The 14,418-nt window shown below is 68.9% G+C and carries 16 protein-coding genes; 7 read left to right on the top strand and 9 right to left on the bottom strand.

Annotated features, from left to right (window positions below; translation table 11 throughout):
• The 6 genes from BFF94_RS29680 to pyk all read right to left on the bottom strand — a co-directional run bounded on the left by BFF94_RS29680 (window position 1) and on the right by pyk (window position 6,807).
• Entirely contained in the window at window positions 1–1,029 is a 1,029-nt protein-coding gene (locus BFF94_RS29680) for an L-threonylcarbamoyladenylate synthase (protein ID WP_219140136.1), read from the bottom strand.
• A gap of 11 nt (window positions 1,030–1,040) precedes the next feature.
• Window positions 1,041–2,237 carry a 5-(carboxyamino)imidazole ribonucleotide synthase gene (locus BFF94_RS29675; protein ID WP_128849377.1) on the bottom strand — a complete coding sequence of 399 codons (1,197 nt, stop codon included), beginning with the start codon at window positions 2,235–2,237 and terminating at the stop codon, window positions 1,041–1,043.
• Between the two features lie 81 nt (window positions 2,238–2,318).
• Entirely contained in the window at window positions 2,319–2,840 is a 522-nt protein-coding gene (purE, locus tag BFF94_RS29670) for a 5-(carboxyamino)imidazole ribonucleotide mutase (protein ID WP_006413303.1), read from the bottom strand.
• Between the two features lie 16 nt (window positions 2,841–2,856).
• Window positions 2,857–3,747, bottom strand: coding sequence for a phosphoribosylaminoimidazolesuccinocarboxamide synthase (locus tag BFF94_RS29665; RefSeq protein WP_128847221.1), 891 nt, complete (start codon window positions 3,745–3,747; stop codon window positions 2,857–2,859).
• A 233-nt stretch (window positions 3,748–3,980) separates the two neighbouring features.
• On the bottom strand, window positions 3,981–5,045 hold the full coding sequence (fba, locus tag BFF94_RS29660) for a class II fructose-bisphosphate aldolase (RefSeq protein WP_047898922.1): 1,065 nt from the start codon (window positions 5,043–5,045) through the stop codon (window positions 3,981–3,983).
• Between the two features lie 313 nt (window positions 5,046–5,358).
• Window positions 5,359–6,807: a pyruvate kinase gene (gene pyk / locus BFF94_RS29655; RefSeq protein ID WP_504740302.1), complete on the bottom strand. Its 1,449-nt coding sequence runs from the start codon at window positions 6,805–6,807 to the stop codon at window positions 5,359–5,361.
• Here pyk and BFF94_RS38235 point away from each other — a divergent pair.
• Complete coding sequence (locus tag BFF94_RS38235) at window positions 6,794–6,922, top strand: hypothetical protein (RefSeq protein WP_021164118.1); 129 nt, start codon at window positions 6,794–6,796, stop codon at window positions 6,920–6,922. The genes pyk and BFF94_RS38235 overlap by 14 nt on opposite strands.
• Before the next feature lie 157 nt (window positions 6,923–7,079).
• Here BFF94_RS38235 and BFF94_RS29650 read toward each other — a convergent pair whose 3' ends face one another.
• The 3 genes from BFF94_RS29650 to BFF94_RS29640 form a co-directional block, all read right to left on the bottom strand.
• Window positions 7,080–8,276: a phosphoglycerate kinase gene (locus BFF94_RS29650; protein WP_128844587.1), complete on the bottom strand. Its 1,197-nt coding sequence runs from the start codon at window positions 8,274–8,276 to the stop codon at window positions 7,080–7,082.
• Window positions 8,277–8,556: 280 nt separating this feature from the next.
• A complete protein-coding gene (locus tag BFF94_RS29645; protein ID WP_006477942.1) occupies window positions 8,557–8,880 on the bottom strand; it encodes an AzlD domain-containing protein in 324 nt (107 codons plus the stop codon).
• On the bottom strand, window positions 8,877–9,632 hold the full coding sequence (locus BFF94_RS29640) for an AzlC family ABC transporter permease (protein ID WP_128844589.1): 756 nt from the start codon (window positions 9,630–9,632) through the stop codon (window positions 8,877–8,879). The genes BFF94_RS29645 and BFF94_RS29640 overlap by 4 nt, the downstream gene beginning before the upstream one ends.
• Before the next feature lie 194 nt (window positions 9,633–9,826).
• Between BFF94_RS29640 and BFF94_RS29635 the strand changes: the two genes are divergently transcribed.
• From BFF94_RS29635 to BFF94_RS29610, 6 genes are all read left to right on the top strand, one after another.
• Window positions 9,827–10,750: a branched-chain amino acid transaminase gene (locus tag BFF94_RS29635; protein ID WP_128844591.1), complete on the top strand. Its 924-nt coding sequence runs from the start codon at window positions 9,827–9,829 to the stop codon at window positions 10,748–10,750.
• Between the two features lie 50 nt (window positions 10,751–10,800).
• Window positions 10,801–10,995 carry a zinc-finger domain-containing protein gene (locus tag BFF94_RS29630; RefSeq protein ID WP_006749970.1) on the top strand — a complete coding sequence of 65 codons (195 nt, stop codon included), beginning with the start codon at window positions 10,801–10,803 and terminating at the stop codon, window positions 10,993–10,995.
• Window positions 10,996–11,139: 144 nt separating this feature from the next.
• Window positions 11,140–12,177 carry a lipopolysaccharide heptosyltransferase II gene (waaF, locus tag BFF94_RS29625; RefSeq protein WP_128844593.1) on the top strand — a complete coding sequence of 346 codons (1,038 nt, stop codon included), beginning with the start codon at window positions 11,140–11,142 and terminating at the stop codon, window positions 12,175–12,177.
• Window positions 12,178–12,292: 115 nt separating this feature from the next.
• Entirely contained in the window at window positions 12,293–12,739 is a 447-nt protein-coding gene (locus tag BFF94_RS29620) for a nuclear transport factor 2 family protein (protein WP_128844595.1), read from the top strand.
• Between the two features lie 34 nt (window positions 12,740–12,773).
• Window positions 12,774–13,811: a hydrolase gene (locus BFF94_RS29615; RefSeq protein WP_219140135.1), complete on the top strand. Its 1,038-nt coding sequence runs from the start codon at window positions 12,774–12,776 to the stop codon at window positions 13,809–13,811.
• Window positions 13,804–14,391, top strand: a complete 588-nt coding sequence (locus BFF94_RS29610; RefSeq protein WP_128844597.1) for a DUF2946 family protein — start codon at window positions 13,804–13,806, stop codon at window positions 14,389–14,391. The genes BFF94_RS29615 and BFF94_RS29610 overlap by 8 nt, the downstream gene beginning before the upstream one ends.
• Window positions 14,392–14,418: the final 27 nt, after the last annotated feature.

Genomic DNA, 14,418 nt, shown 5'->3' with positions numbered 1-14,418 from the left:
TTAGCGCTGCGCTTCGAACGCGGCCGCCGCGCGGCCGAGGCGATCGTTGACCGCAATCCATTCGACGGTGTCCGGCAGCTTCTCGACGAGGATCCGTGCGACGTCCGCACGATCGAGTGCACGCAGCATGCCGTACAGGTCGCGCGCATAGGCCTGCGGATCTTCCGGCGCCGCGACGAAATGCACGCCGTCGGCCTGCGCCCAGCGTCCCGCGCGCGACGCGCGTGCGACGAGCGCGACGCGCTCGCCATCGGCCTGCGCGGCCGCGAGCAGCGGCTCGAGCGCGTCGAACGGCAGCAGCGCGAGCGGCGTGCGCGGCGCGTAATGCGCTTTCAGCGTGCCCGACGCGCGCGGCGCGGTCGCGTCGCTGCCGTCCGGCAGCCGCGGCGCGCGGCCAAGCACGTCGGCGATCTGCTGCGGCGTCACGTGGCCCGGGCGCAGCAGCGCCGGGAAGCCGCGCGACAGGTCGAGAATCGTCGATTCAATGCCGACTTCGGATGCGCCGCCGTCGAGCACGTGCACGGTGTCGCCGAATTCTTCGCGCACGTGTTGCGCGGTCGTCGGGCTCACATGGCCGAACCGGTTCGCGGACGGCGCGGCAACGCCGCCGTGCCCGCCGCGCCGCGCGCTGAACGCGGCCAGCAGCGCCTGCGCGACCGGATGCGACGGGCAGCGCAGCCCGACCGAATCCTGCCCGCCGCTCACGGCGTCCGGAATGCGCGCGTGACGCTTCAGGATCAGCGTCAGCGGGCCCGGCCAGAATGCATCGATCAACGCCTGCGCATCCGCCGGCAGCGCGTCGGCCCAGTAGCCCGGATCGCCGCCCGGCGGCAGGTGCACGATCACCGGATGATTCGCGGGCCGCCCCTTCGCCGCGTAGATGCGCGCGACGGCCTCGGGATTCGCCGCGTCGCCGCCGAGCCCGTAGACGGTTTCGGTCGGAAACGCGACGAGCTGGCCCGCATCGAGCAGCGCGGCGGCCGCGTCGATCTGCGCGGGCGTCACGGGCTTCGGGAGATCGATGGACATCGGCTGGCGCCTCAGTCGAGCGGCACGCGCAGCAGCTGCGCGCACGCGGTGGCGGCGGCGACGGCTTCGTCGCGCGTCTGGGCCGTGAAGTTCACGTGGCCCATCTTGCGGCCGACGCGCGCGTCTTCCTTGCCGTACAGGTGCAGGTGCGCGGTCGGCATCGCCGCGACCGTGTCCCACGGCGGCGTGACGGCATCGGCCGCCGCTCCGTTCGGGAACCACACGTCGCCGAGGATGTTCAGCATCGCGGCCGGCGAATGCTGGCGCGGGTTGCCGAGCGGCATGCGCGTCATCGCGCGCACCTGCTGCTCGAACTGGCTCGTTGCGCACGCATCGACCGTGTAGTGGCCGGAGTTGTGCGGGCGCGGCGCCATCTCGTTCGCGACGAACGAACCGTCTTCCAGCACGAAGAACTCGACGCACAGCACGCCGACGTAGTCGAGCGTATCGGCAATCCGCACGGCCGCCTGCTGCGCCTCCTGGACACGCGCGGCATCGGCGGCCGGCGCCGGCACGACCGTCAGCGCGAGGATGCCGTTGTGGTGTGCGTTCTGCGCGAGCGGGAACGCGGCCGAGCGACCGTCCGCGCCGCGCGCGATCAGCGCCGACACTTCGTATTTCAGCGGCAGGCGCTTCTCGAGCACGCACGGCACGCCGCCGAGCGCCGCATGCGCGTCGCGCGCTTCCTGCGCGGTGCTCACGCGCACCTGGCCCTTGCCGTCGTAGCCGAGGCGCGCCGTCTTCAGGATGCCCGGCAGCACCGCGTCGAGCGCGGCATCGTCGAGCGCGGCGAGCGCCGCCGACGATTCGAACACGACGTGCGGCGCGACGGGTACGCCCGACGCCGCGATGAAGCGCTTCTCGGCGATCCGGTCCTGCGCGACCGCGACGCAGCGGCCGGCCGGCGCGACGAACGTCGTGCGCGCGAGGAAATCGAGGCTCGCGGCCGGCACGTTCTCGAACTCGGTCGACACCGCGTCGCACAGGTCGGCCAGTTCGGCGAGCGCGGCCTGGTCGTCGTAGGCCGCGCGCAGGTGGCGGTCGGCGACCGCGCCGGCGGGGCTCGTCGGATCGGGATCGAGCACGGCGACGCGATAGCCCATCGACTGGGCGGCAAAGCAGAACATGCGGCCGAGCTGGCCACCGCCGACCATGCCCAGCCACGCGCCGGGCAGGATCGGGGAAACGGAATCAGGAGTTGCGGTCATGTCAGTGGTCGGTCGCGGCGGGCGCTGCCCGCCGCAGTGGGGTGGGTCGGGCAGCCGCGACGCGCGGCCGCCGGTGCGCCGTCATTCCAGCGGCGGCAGCACCATCGCGTGCGCGGCTTCGTTCTGGCGCACGCGGAACGCGGCGAGCCGGTTCGCGTAGTCGACCGACGTGCCGGACAGGATCGACACCGCGAACAGCGCGGCATTCGCGGCACCGGCCTCGCCGATCGCGAATGTCGCGACGGGCACGCCCTTCGGCATCTGCACGATCGAGTGCAGCGAATCGACGCCCTTCAGGTACTTGCTCGCGACCGGCACGCCGAGCACCGGCACCGTGGTTTTCGCGGCCAGCATGCCGGGCAGGTGCGCGGCGCCGCCGGCGCCCGCGATGATCGCGCGCAGCCCGCGCTCGCGCGCCTTCTCCGCATAGTCGAACATCTCGTCGGGCATCCGGTGCGCGGACACGACCTTCGCTTCGTACGGCACGCCGAATTCCTGCAGGATGGCTACCGCATGCTTCATCACGTCCCAGTCGGAACTCGAACCCATCAGCACGCCGACGAGCGGCGCGCTGTGCGTGTGGGCGGTCTGCACTTCACTCATTTCCGTATGTCCTTGCTCAGGCGAGCGACTGGCCCGTGATGCGCTCGAGCGCTTCCTGGTACTTCGCGGCCGTCTTCTCGACGACGTCGGCCGGCAGCACCGGCGCCGGCGCCGTCTTGCCCCACGGCTGCGCCTCGAGCCAGTCGCGCACGAACTGCTTGTCGAACGACGGCGGGTTCGTGCCGACTTCGTACTGGTCGGCCGGCCAGAAGCGCGACGAATCGGCCGTCAGCACTTCGTCCATCAGGTACAGCTTGCCGTGGTTGTCGAGGCCGAATTCGAACTTCGTATCGGCGATGATGATGCCGCGCGTCGCCGCGTAGTCGGCCGCTTCCTTGTACAGCTTGATCGAGATGTCGCGGATCGTCGCGGCCAGTTCGGTGCCGATGCGGCGCTCGGTTTCGTCGAACGTGATGTTCTCGTCGTGCTCGCCCATCTCGGCCTTCGCGGCGGGCGTGAAGATCGGCTCGGGCAGCTTCTGCGCGTTCTGCAGGCCTTCCGGCAGCTGCACGCCGCACACGGCGCCCGACGCCTGGTATTCCTTCCAGCCGCTGCCGGCCAGGTAGCCGCGCACGACGGCCTCGATCATGATCGGCTCGAGGCGCTTGACGACCACGCCGCGGCCCTTCACCTGCTCGACCTCGTCGGCCGCGACGACCGCTTCCGGCGCGTCGCCCGTCAGGTGGTTCGGCACGATGTGCGCGAGCTTGTCGAACCAGAAGTTCGCCATCTGGTTCAGCACGCGGCCCTTGTTCGGAATCGGCTCGCCCATCACCACGTCGAATGCCGACAGGCGGTCGGTCGTGACGATCAGGAGCTTGTCGTTGCCGACCGCGTAGTTATCGCGGACCTTGCCGCGACCGAGGAGCGGCAGCGAGCGGAGCGTGGATTCGTAAAGGGTAGACATCGTCTTTTCGCAGATAAGGAGCCAAACAAAAAGGGAAACGCCGTTCCCCGCGGCAGGCGGGAACGGCGGTCTTGCAATACGTCGGCGAACCGGCCGGGCGACGGCGCCCGGGCGGTTGCCGGCCGGCCCTCGTTCGGCCGGACGGTAAGGCTGCCCGGGGCCGGATCAGCCGGCTACCGGGCGGCCCGCCCCTGCCCAGCGGCAGAATCGGGCGGGGCAATCGTACTACAGTCTCAGCGCACGACCTGCGCGAGCGCGCCGGACTTGTACTGCTCGGCGATCTTGTCGAGCGACACCGGCTTGATCTTGCCGGCCTGGCCTTCGCAGCCGAACGCGAGGTAGCGGTCGACGCAGACCTGCTTCGCCGCCTCGCGCGCGGGCTTCAGGTAGTCGCGCGGATCGAACTTGCCCGGGTTCTCGAACAGGTAGCGGCGGATCGCGCCGGTGATCGCGAGACGCAGATCGGTGTCGATGTTGATCTTGCGCACGCCGTGCTTGATGCCTTCCTGGATTTCCTCGACCGGCACGCCGTAGGTTTCCTTCATGTCGCCGCCGAATTCGCGGATCTCGGCCAGCAGTTCCTGCGGCACCGACGACGAACCGTGCATCACGAGGTGCGTGTTCGGGATGCGCGCGTGGATTTCCTTGATGCGCTGGATCGACAGGATGTCGCCCGTCGGCTTCTTCGAGAACTTGTACGCGCCGTGCGACGTGCCGATCGCGATCGCGAGCGCATCGCACTGCGTGAGCTTCACGAAGTCGGCCGCCTGCTCCGGATCGGTCAGCAGCTGCTCGCGGGTCATCGTGCCTTCCGCGCCGTGGCCGTCTTCCTTGTCGCCCTTCATCGTCTCGAGCGAGCCGAGCACGCCGAGTTCGGCTTCGACCGTCACGCCGATCGAGTGCGCCATCTCGACGACCTTGCGCGACACGTCGACATTGTATTCGTACGACGCGACCGTCTTGCCGTCGGCTTCCAGCGAACCGTCCATCATCACGCTGGTGAAGCCGCTGCGGATCGCGCCCATGCAGACCGCCGGCGACTGGCCGTGATCCTGGTGCATCACGACCGGGATGTGCGGGTACGACTCGACTGCCGCTTCGATCAGGTGGCGCAGGAACGGCTCGCCCGCGTACTTACGCGCGCCGGCCGATGCCTGCATGATCACGGGCGCGCCGACCTGATCAGCCGCCGCCATGATCGCCTGGACCTGCTCCAGGTTGTTCACATTGAAGGCCGGCAGGCCGTAACCGTGCTCTGCTGCGTGGTCCAGCAATTGACGCATTGATACGAGAGGCATTGTGGAACTCCTTGGAATGAAAACCGGTGCGCCCTGACGCCGGCGCGGCACCCGCCCCCGTTCGAACCGGGGTGGCGCGGCGCGGCTGAGCGTCGAATAGCCGCATTTTATCGCGAAGCGCCTCCGATTCCGACCGCCCGGTGGCGCCCGCTCGCAATTTGTTACGTTCGCACGGCACAATGCGGGCAAAAAAAAGAAAAAAAGCCGCGCGGGGCTTCGACCCTGCGCGGCTTTCGTCTGAAAAACGGTGCCCGATCGAATTGGATCGAACCGGGCAGCCGGCCCGCAGGCCGGCCAGGTGTTCAGCGCTCGCTCAATAGTGCTCGCCGACCCGCACGATCTTCAGCGTGTTGGTGCCGCCCGCCTGCCCCATCGGCTCGCCGACGGTCAGCACGACCATGTCGCCGTGCTGCACGTAGCCCTGCTTGACGACGATCTCGAGCGCCGCCTGCAGCGCCGAGTCGCGGTCACTGTTGAAGTCGACGTGCAGCGGCGTCACGTTGCGGTACAGCGCCATCGTGCGCTCGCTGCCGACGCGCGGCGTCAGCGCGAAGATCGGCACGTGCGTGTAGTGACGCGACATCCACAGCGCGGTCGCGCCCGATTCGGTCAGCGCGATGATCGCCTTCGCGCCCAGGTGGTAGGCGGTAAACAGCGCGCCCATCGCGATCGACTGGTCGATCCGCGTGAACGTGCGGTCGAGGAAATCCTTGTCCAGCTCGACGTGCTCCGACTTTTCCGCCTCGACGCACACGGCCGCCATCGTCTCGATCGTGACGACCGGGTACTTGCCGGCGGCCGTCTCGGCCGACAGCATCACCGCGTCGGTACCGTCGAGCACCGCGTTCGCGACGTCCGACACTTCCGCGCGGGTCGGCACGGGCGCGTAGATCATCGATTCCATCATCTGCGTCGCGGTGATCACGAGCTTGTTCGACTCGCGCGCCATCCGGATCATCCGCTTCTGCAGCGCCGGCACGGCCGCGTTGCCCACTTCCACCGCGAGATCGCCGCGCGCGACCATGATGCCGTCGGACGCGTCGAGGATGCTCTGCAGCGCCGGAATCGCCTCCGCGCGCTCGATCTTCGCGATCATCTTCGGCTTGATGCCGTACGGCGCGCCCGCGATGTTCGCGAGCTGGCGCGCCATTTCCATGTCGGTCGCGTTCTTCGGGAACGACACCGCGACGAGGTCCGCGCCGAGCGACATCGCGGTGCGGATGTCTTCCATGTCCTTCGCGGTCAGCGCCGGTGCCGACAGGCCGCCGCCCTGGCGGTTGATCCCCTTGTTGTTCGACAGCTCGCCGCCCACCTTGACGATCGTGTGGATCTCGTCGCCGAGCACGCGCTCGACGGTCAGCACGATCAGGCCGTCGTTCAGCAGCAGCAGGTCGCCCGGCCGCAGGTCGCGCGGCAATTCCTTGTAGTCGAGGCCGACGCGCTCGTCGTTGCCGAGCTCGCAGGCCGCGTCGAGGATGAAGGCCTGGCCCGGCTCGAGCGTGGTCTTGCCGTTCTCGAACTTGCCGACGCGGATCTTCGGGCCCTGGAGGTCGGCCATGATCGCGATCTCGCGGCCCACCTTGCGGGCGGCCTCGCGCACCATCTCGGCGCGCTGGCGGTGATCGTCGGCCGTGCCGTGCGAAAAATTGAGCCGCACGACGTCGAGGCCCGCCTGCATCATCTGCAGCAGAATCTCCGGCGAACTGGAAGCCGGGCCGATCGTGGCGACTATCTTGGTGGCGCGCTGCATGAAACTCCTCATCTGGATCAAGGTGGATGCGCTGGGTGAAACGCTGCGAGAGCCGGAAGCGGCAGGCCCAGCGGCCGCCGTTCCGGGGGGCGTGCCGGTGCTTGCGCCCGGCATCGCTTTGTTCTGAATCTCGTGGTGCTGCACGGCCGCGTCGCCGACGGCCGCCGGTGCGCGCGGGGCGGAGTTCGCCCGCGCGGGCGCGCGTTTGCGCTGGCCCGCGCCGGCCGGCTGCTCCGCTTTCGCGGAGCGCGCGGCCTTCGTCACCCCTGCGCGCGCCGCCACGCTCAGGCCGCCCGCGTTTCGAGCACTTCCACCGCCGGCAGCTTCTTCCCCTCGAGGAACTCGAGGAAGGCGCCGCCGCCCGTCGAGATGTAGCTGACCTGGTCGTGGATGCCGTACTTCGCGATGGCCGCGAGCGTGTCGCCGCCGCCCGCGATCGAGAACGCGGACGATTTGGCGATCGCTTCCGCGAGCGTCTTGGTGCCGTTGCCGAACTGGTCGAACTCGAACACGCCGACCGGGCCGTTCCACACGATCGTGCCGGCCTTCTCGAGCTGGCTCGCGAGCGCCTTGGCCGTATCGGGGCCGATGTCGAGGATCATGTCGTCCGCTTCGATGTCGGCGACCTGCTTCACCGTGGCCGCGGCCGTCGGCGAGAATTCCTTGGCCGTCACGACGTCGGTCGGGATCGGCACCGATGCGCCGCGCGTGCGCGCTTCGTCGATGATCGCCTTCGCGTCGCCGACGAGGTCGGTTTCCGCGAGCGACTTGCCGATCGGCAGACCGGCCGCGAGCATGAACGTGTTCGCGATGCCGCCGCCGACGATCAGCTGGTCGACCTTCTCGGCCAGCGACTTCAGGATCGTCAGCTTGGTCGACACCTTCGAGCCGGCGACGATCGCCACCAGCGGGCGGGCCGGGTTGCCGAGCGCCTTGCCGAGCGCATCGAGTTCGGCGGCCAGCAGCGGGCCCGCGCACGCGACCGGCGCGTATTTCGCGATCCCGTGCGTGGTCGCTTCCGCGCGGTGCGCGGTGCCGAACGCATCGTTTACGTACACGTCGCAGAGCTTCGCCATCTTTTGCGCGAGCTCGTCCGAATTCTTCTTCTCGCCCTTGTTCACGCGGCAGTTCTCGAGCAGCACGACCTGGCCCGGCGCGACGTTCACGCCGTTCTCGACCCAGTTCGACACGAGCGGCACGTCGCGGCCGAGCAGCTCGGCGAGGCGCTTCGCGACCGGCGCGAGCGAGTCTTCCGGCTTGAATTCGCCTTCGGTCGGGCGACCGAGGTGCGACGTGACCATCACGGCCGCGCCGGCGTCGAGCGCGGCCTGGATGGCCGGCACGGACGCACGCACGCGCGTGTCCTCGGTGATGTTGCCCTGATCGTCCTGCGGGACGTTCAGGTCGGCGCGGATGAATACCCGCTTGCCGGCGAGCTGGCCGGCGGCGATCAGGTCGGTAAGGCGCTTGACTTGGCTCATGTTGAACAGATTGAAGTAGTGGATGGGGAAAGGGGGTTCACGCTGGATGTGCGCGGGCTGCCGCGAAAGGGCGCCGGATGCGGCCGTGGCTGGCGGTTCGCATGACGCGCACGGGTAAAAAATCTCGAACGGGCATTCTAGCCGATCCACCCGGCAGACTGACCCGTACGGCGGCGAATTCCGCCTATTTGGGATCGCGCGCGGGCACGGCCGCATTGCCGCAGCGCAGCAATACACCCGCGCGTGCGCCCGGCGCCCGGCAGGCCGCAACGGCGGGCCATCAGAAGATCAGGCGCAGCGCGGTGAACACCAGCATTCCGACGACGATCGTGCCGAGCATGCTGCGCCGCCACAAAAACCAGCCGAGGCCGGCGAGTGCCGCGTAGAACGGATGGTTGGACAGCGCGAACGACAGCCCGGCCGGCGTTTCGAGCACGTCGGGCAGCACGACGGCGACGAGCGCGGCCGCCGGCGCGTAGCGCAGTGCGCGCTGCGCGCGTTCGGGCAGCACGGTGCGCTCGCCGCCGATCAGGAACAGCGCGCGCGTGACGGCGGTGACGATCGTCATCCCGACGATGACGATCCAGATCTCCGTCGCGCTCATTCGATCTCCTTTTCGTGCACGGTTTCGGTGCGGATGCGCCGCCAGTCGGCCCGTTCGACGAAGAAATCGGCCGTGGAGCCGGCCGCGAGCGCGGCGAGCACCGCGAGCGGCAGCGCGAGCCGGTACGGCAGGTCGAACGCGACGAGCGACACGATGCCCGCGACCGCGACGGCCGCGAGCGTCGAGCGGTTCGCGACCGCCGACACCATGATCGGGATCAGCGCGAGCGTGCCGGCCAGCTCCAGCCCCCAGCTCGCGGGAAAGAAGCTCGCGAGCAGGATGCCGGCGAGCGACGACACCTGCCACGACGCCCAGCTCGCGAGCGCCATCCCCCAGAAATACGCTTCCTTGCCCGGCACGCTGCCGTACGCGAAGCCCTGTTTCTGGAACAGCAGGTAGATCACGTCGCCGTTGAAATAGCCGATCGCGAGGCGCCGCCACAGCGGCAGGTAGGAAAAATGGGGAGCAAGCCCGGCGCTGAAGATCACGAAGCGCATGTTGACCATCGCGGCCGTGAGCAGCACGGTCCAGATCGGCAGCTTCGCCGCGAGCAGCGGCAGCACCGCGAGCTGCGACGAGCCCGCGTAGACGAGGATCGACATCGCGCTCGCCTGCCCGAGCGTCATGACCGACTTGCTCATCGCGATGCCGGTGACGAGCCCCCAGGACAGGATTGCCATCAGTGTCGGGGAATAGTCGCGTGCGCCCTGGATCAGCGCGAAGCGGTCGGTGGCGGACAATCGAGCGAGCATGGGAAAGCGGGCCGCAGCGGGCGGTTCGTCGGGACGCCGGCGCCTCCTGCCGGTACGACCCATCGTTATTGGAATCGGTACCGGATGATTATAGCGCCGGCCCCGGGCCGGCCGACCGGATCGACACCAAATGACGCTAAAATAAGCGTCTTTCCGGCTCAACGCTGCATACAACCGCATCCCAGGAGAATCCTATGTCAATGGCCGACCGCGACGGCAAGATCTGGATGGACGGCAAGCTGATCGACTGGCGCGACGCCAAGATCCACGTCCTGACCCATACGCTGCACTACGGCATGGGCGTCTTCGAGGGCGTGCGCGCGTACAAGGCGGCCGACGGCAGCACCGCGATCTTCCGCCTGCGCGAGCACACGAAACGTCTGCTGAATTCGGCGAAGATCTTCCAGATGGACGTGCCGTTCGACCGGGAAACGCTCGAAGCCGCGCAACTCGAAGTCGTGCGCGAGAACAAGCTCGAATCGGGCTACCTGCGCCCGATCATCTGGGTCGGCTCGGAAAAGCTCGGTGTATCCGCGAAGGGCAACACGATCCACGTCGCGATCGCCGCGTGGCCGTGGGGCGCGTACCTCGGCGAGGACGGCCTCGCGAAGGGCATCCGCGTGAAGACGTCGTCGTTCACGCGCCACCACGTGAACGTGTCGATGGTGCGCGCGAAGGCGTCGGGCTGGTACGTGAACTCGATCCTGGCGAACCAGGAAGCGACGGCCGACGGCTACGACGAAGCGCTGCTGCTCGACGTCGACGGCTACGTGTCGGAAGGCTCCGGCGAGAACTTCTTCCTCGTGAACAACGGCAAGCTGTACACGCCCGACCTGTCGTCGTGCCTCGACGGCATCACGCGCGACACGATCATCACGCTCGCGAAGGACGCCGGCATCGAGGTCATCGAGAAGCGCATCACGCGCGACGAGGTCTACACGGCCGACGAAGCGTTCTTCACCGGCACGGCCGCTGAAGTCACGCCGATCCGCGAGCTCGACAACCGCACGATCGGCAGCGGCGCGCGCGGCCCCGTCACGGAAAAGCTCCAGTCGGCGTTTTTCGATATCGTGTCGGGCAAGAATGCGAAGTACACGCACTGGCTGACGAAGGTCTGAGCGCGCCGCGCCACCGACCGCCCCACAAAAAAGTGATAAGAGAAAGTCTCATGAGTGAAATCAAGGAAATGCCGCTGGTCGAGCTGACGGCCAAGGATCTTCCCGCCTACTGCCCGAACCCGGCCATGGCGCGCTGGAGCGCGCACCCGCGCGTCTTCATCGACGTCTCGCACGGCGAGGCGCGCTGCCCGTACTGCGGCACGCGCTACAAGCTGCGCGACGGCGAGGTCGTCAAGGGTCACTGAGCCCGGGCGGCCGGGCCCGCGCGGGCCCGCCGACTCGCAAGGCGGCGCAGCCGGAGGCCCGGCGCGCCGCCATTCTCCATTCTGGCAACCCGAACGCGGCGCCCCCGTGCGCCGTGCTTCATTACGACATCGGAAGTCCACCTGATGCGTCGAGCGCTGGTTATCGCACCGAACTGGATCGGTGACGCATTGATGGCGCAGCCGCTCTTTGCGCTGCTGAAGAAACTCCATCCCCGCATCGCGATCGATGCCGTCGCGCCCTCGTGGGTCGCGCCCGTGCTCGAGCGGATGCCCGAGATCCACGATGTCCACGCGACCGATCTCGCACACGGCAAGCTGCAGCTGCTGCGCCGCTGGCAGCTCGCGAGCGACCTGCGCGACGTCGGCTACGATGCGGCGTACGTGCTGCCGAATTCGCTGAAATCCGCGGTGATCCCGTGGCTCGCGAACATCCCGCTGCGGATCGGCTACACGGGCGAACACCGCTACGGGCTGCTGAACGTGCGGCACGCGAACCCCGACAAGTCGGGCGAGCGGCCGCCGATGACGACCCACTACGCGGCGCTCGCGTACGCGCCGGGCGCGAAGCTGCCCGAGTCGATGAGGACGCTGCCCGCGCCGCGCCTCGACGCCGACCTGAACGAGACGGCGCGCGTGTCCGCGCGCTTCAATCTCGACACGCGCAAGCCGCTCGTCGTGTTCTGCCCCGGCGCGGAATACGGCCCGGCCAAGCGCTGGCCGCCCGAGCACTTCGCGTCGCTCGCGACCATCGTGCACCAGTCGTTCCCGTATACGCAGATCGTCGCGCTCGGCTCGCAGAAGGACGCCGCAGCCGCGCAGGCGATCGCCGACCACGCGCCGAACGTGCGCAACCTGTGCGGACAGACGTCGCTGTCCGAGGCGTGCGCGCTGATCGCGCGCGCGAACGCGGTCGTCACCAACGATTCGGGGCTGATGCACGTCGCCGCCGCGCTGCGCCGGCCGCTCGTCGCGCTGTACGGATCGACCGATCCGCGCCACACCCCTCCGCTGTCGGACCTGGCGAAGGTACAATGGCTGCATCTCGAATGCAGTCCCTGCTTCGAACGCGAGTGCCCGCTCGGCCACCTGAAGTGCCTGCGCGAACTCGGTCCCGAGCAGGTATTCGGCGATTTGCGCGGCATGCTCGTCGGGCAGCGCTGACCCTGGCCGGCAGCGTCGCACGGCGCGCCGGGCAATCCGATTCACCGGTGTGCGGCGGCCCCATCCGGGCCGCCGTGCTGAATACGGCGCGCGACGCGCGCGAGAGACAACCCCGATGCCACGTTTTGCCCGCCTCTTCGAAGCCGCTGCCGATACGCTGAACGCCTACTACCAGGCCGTCGCCGATGCCAATCTCGACGCGTTGCTGGCGTTGTGGATCGACGAGGATTTCGCCAGCTGCGTGTGGGCGGACGGCGAGCATATGCACGGCCTCGACCAGATTCGCAGCGGGCTCGCCAACCGGCTCGCGACGCGCCCGGTGACGATCGAACCGCTCGACATCCGCGTGTATGACAGCCTCGGCACGGTCGTCTATACGATCGCCGAAGCGCATCAGCAGGCCGACCTGACGGCCGAACCCGACATGGTTTTCGCCACGTACGTGATGATCCACGAACGCGGCGAGTGGCGCATCGCGCACATCCACGCGAGCCCGATTCCCGAACTGGCGGCCGGGCAATTCGCCGCCAAGATCCGTCACGGTCAGGGCCCGCTGCACTGACGAAAAGACGAAGCAACGCATACGCGGGGCGATCATGAGTACGGCTTCTCCGCCCACCTCGCCGCTGACCGGGGCCTCGGCCCCAGACGACGACACACTGCGCTATCGCGCACCGCGCTGGCTGCCCAACAGCCATGCGCAAACCATCGTGCCCGCGCTGTTCGCGCGGCGCCCGGCCGTCGCGTACCGACGCGAGCGATGGGAAACACCCGACCACGACTTCATCGATCTCGACTGGGTCGCCCATCTCGACAGCGCGGCGCCGCCGCCCGATGCACCGCTGTTCGTGCTGTTCCACGGCCTCGAAGGCAGCTCCGGCTCGCACTACGCGCTCGCGATGATGGCCGCCGCGCGCGCGAAGGGCTGGCACGCCGTCGTCCCGCACTTTCGCAGTTGCAGCGGCGAGATCAACCGCCAGCCGCGCTTCTACCATCTCGCCGACAGCCCCGAGGTCGACTGGATCCTGCGCCGGCTCGCCGCGCAGCATCGCGGGCCGCTGGTCGCGGCCGGCGTGTCGCTCGGCGGCAACGTGCTGCTGCGCTGGCTCGGCGAGCATCGCAGCGACACGTCGATCCTGCGGGCGGCCGCCGCGATCTCGACGCCGATCGACGTGCACGCGGGCGGCCGCGCGCTGTCGCAGGGGTTCGCGATGGTCTATACGCGCAGCTTCCTGAAAACGCTCAAGTGCAAGGCGCTCGCCAAGCTCGACCAGTACCCGGGGCTGTTCGACCGCGACGCCATGCTGCATGCCGTGACGATGCGCGACTTCGACGAGATCGTGACCGCGCCGCTGCACGGTTTCGCGGACGCGGACGACTACTGGACGAAGGCGACGACCCGGCCGCTGCTGCCCGCGATCGACGTGCCGACGCTGATCCTCAATGCCCGCAACGACCCGTTCCTGCCCGAATCGGCGCTGCCGGGCCCGGCCGACGTATCGCCGGCCGTCGAGCTCGACCAGCCCGCGGCCGGCGGGCACGCGGGATTCATGACCGGGCCGTTCCCCGGCCGCCTCGACTGGCTGTCGGCGCGGGTGTTCGGCTATTGCTCGAAATTCGTCGACCATGGATGACATCGTCAGGCAGGCGCTCGCCAAATGGCCGAACGTGCCGCACTGCACCGGCTGGCTGCTGCTCGACCGGCGCGGCGAATGGCGGCTGCGCGACGACGCGGCGCAGGCAGCCGGCGAGCTCGGCTCGCCGGTCCGGCATGCGGCGCTGAACGCGTTCATCGGCCGCAACTACGAATGCGACGCGCAGGGCCAGTGGTTCTTCCAGAACGGGCCACAGCGCGTGTACGTCGAGCTGGCCTATACGCCGTGGGTCGTCCGGCTCGCCGAGCGCGACGGGCACCTCGCGTTCACCGACCAGACGGGCGCACCGTTCGAGCCGGATGAAGCGTGGCTGGACGACGCGGGCGGCGTGCTGTTTCGCGCTGCCGGCGCGCCGCCGCGCGTCGCGGCGCTGCACGATCACGACCTCGGGCTGTTCGCCGATCACGCGGATTTCGACGCCGCACCGCCCGTGCTGCGCTGGCGCGACGGCCGCGCGCTGCCGCTCGGCAACATCGTCTGCGAGGACGTGCCCGCGCGGTTCGGCTACATCGCGAGCCCGGCGCGACAGGCGCGCGACGCGGCCGACGGCGGCAACTGACCCGCAGCCGCCCCATCCGCGTTCGCC

It is taken from the genome of Burkholderia catarinensis, assembly GCF_001883705.2.
Taxonomy (GTDB): domain Bacteria; phylum Pseudomonadota; class Gammaproteobacteria; order Burkholderiales; family Burkholderiaceae; genus Burkholderia; species Burkholderia catarinensis.
This window is presented reverse-complemented; position numbering and strand designations above follow the sequence as displayed.

What these genes read in the sequence shown, in the direction of transcription:
- BFF94_RS29640 (WP_128844589.1), bottom strand. Translation starts at nt 9,632, where the DNA reads ATGCTCGCTCGATTGTCCGCCACCGACCGCTTCGCGCTGATCCAGGGC.
- BFF94_RS29645 (WP_006477942.1), bottom strand. Translation starts at nt 8,880, where the DNA reads ATGAGCGCGACGGAGATCTGGATCGTCATCGTCGGGATGACGATCGTC.
- BFF94_RS29675 (WP_128849377.1), bottom strand. Translation starts at nt 2,237, where the DNA reads ATGACCGCAACTCCTGATTCCGTTTCCCCGATCCTGCCCGGCGCGTGG.
- BFF94_RS29620 (WP_128844595.1), top strand. Translation starts at nt 12,293, where the DNA reads ATGCCACGTTTTGCCCGCCTCTTCGAAGCCGCTGCCGATACGCTGAAC.
- waaF (WP_128844593.1), top strand. Translation starts at nt 11,140, where the DNA reads ATGCGTCGAGCGCTGGTTATCGCACCGAACTGGATCGGTGACGCATTG.
- BFF94_RS29650 (WP_128844587.1), bottom strand. Translation starts at nt 8,276, where the DNA reads ATGAGCCAAGTCAAGCGCCTTACCGACCTGATCGCCGCCGGCCAGCTC.
- BFF94_RS29635 (WP_128844591.1), top strand. Translation starts at nt 9,827, where the DNA reads ATGTCAATGGCCGACCGCGACGGCAAGATCTGGATGGACGGCAAGCTG.
- pyk (WP_504740302.1), bottom strand. Translation starts at nt 6,807, where the DNA reads ATGAGGAGTTTCATGCAGCGCGCCACCAAGATAGTCGCCACGATCGGC.
- BFF94_RS29610 (WP_128844597.1), top strand. Translation starts at nt 13,804, where the DNA reads ATGGATGACATCGTCAGGCAGGCGCTCGCCAAATGGCCGAACGTGCCG.
- BFF94_RS29630 (WP_006749970.1), top strand. Translation starts at nt 10,801, where the DNA reads ATGAGTGAAATCAAGGAAATGCCGCTGGTCGAGCTGACGGCCAAGGAT.
- BFF94_RS38235 (WP_021164118.1), top strand. Translation starts at nt 6,794, where the DNA reads ATGAAACTCCTCATCTGGATCAAGGTGGATGCGCTGGGTGAAACGCTG.
- fba (WP_047898922.1), bottom strand. Translation starts at nt 5,045, where the DNA reads ATGCCTCTCGTATCAATGCGTCAATTGCTGGACCACGCAGCAGAGCAC.
- BFF94_RS29665 (WP_128847221.1), bottom strand. Translation starts at nt 3,747, where the DNA reads ATGTCTACCCTTTACGAATCCACGCTCCGCTCGCTGCCGCTCCTCGGT.
- purE (WP_006413303.1), bottom strand. Translation starts at nt 2,840, where the DNA reads ATGAGTGAAGTGCAGACCGCCCACACGCACAGCGCGCCGCTCGTCGGC.
- BFF94_RS29615 (WP_219140135.1), top strand. Translation starts at nt 12,774, where the DNA reads ATGAGTACGGCTTCTCCGCCCACCTCGCCGCTGACCGGGGCCTCGGCC.
- BFF94_RS29680 (WP_219140136.1), bottom strand. Translation starts at nt 1,029, where the DNA reads ATGTCCATCGATCTCCCGAAGCCCGTGACGCCCGCGCAGATCGACGCG.